Here is a 396-nt window from a genome sequence, read left to right on the forward strand (position 1 = left end):
TCGGAAGTTCTTGCACTTCTGTTTCAACTAACAATGACACAAAGTATCTGCCAGAAGGATTCCGTCTAACTGTAGCATTTAAAATACGTCCAATTACTTCACGACTTTTGGCAAATCGAACAAGACCTAGTTTTGGCAATTTCATTTTGTTTCCTACAACGGCAATGTTTTCATTTGTTTGTTTTGTGGTATAAGATTGTACGTTGTTCTTCTTAGATTTGAAACGCGGGGCACTGTTTTGTTTTTTGAAAAAGCGTGTATAAGCATCCGCAAGGTTGCGAACAGACGACTGAATCGCAATACTGTCCACTTCTTTTAGCCAAACAAACTCTTTCTTCATGGCAGGAAGTTTGGCAGAGCATGTACCATATGTCAAACCTTTTCCTGTTTCTTTGT

The 396-nt window shown here is 38.6% G+C and carries 1 pseudogene; it reads right to left on the minus strand.

The window, feature by feature from the left end:
- Positions 1-396, minus strand: a pseudogene (locus MR065_RS27185) (IS200/IS605 family element RNA-guided endonuclease TnpB); the annotation flags it as partial.

Origin of the sequence: Bacillus cereus group sp. BfR-BA-01383 (genome assembly GCF_022663495.1) — a bacterium.
Lineage (GTDB): Bacteria > Bacillota > Bacilli > Bacillales > Bacillaceae_G > Bacillus_A > Bacillus_A cereus_AU.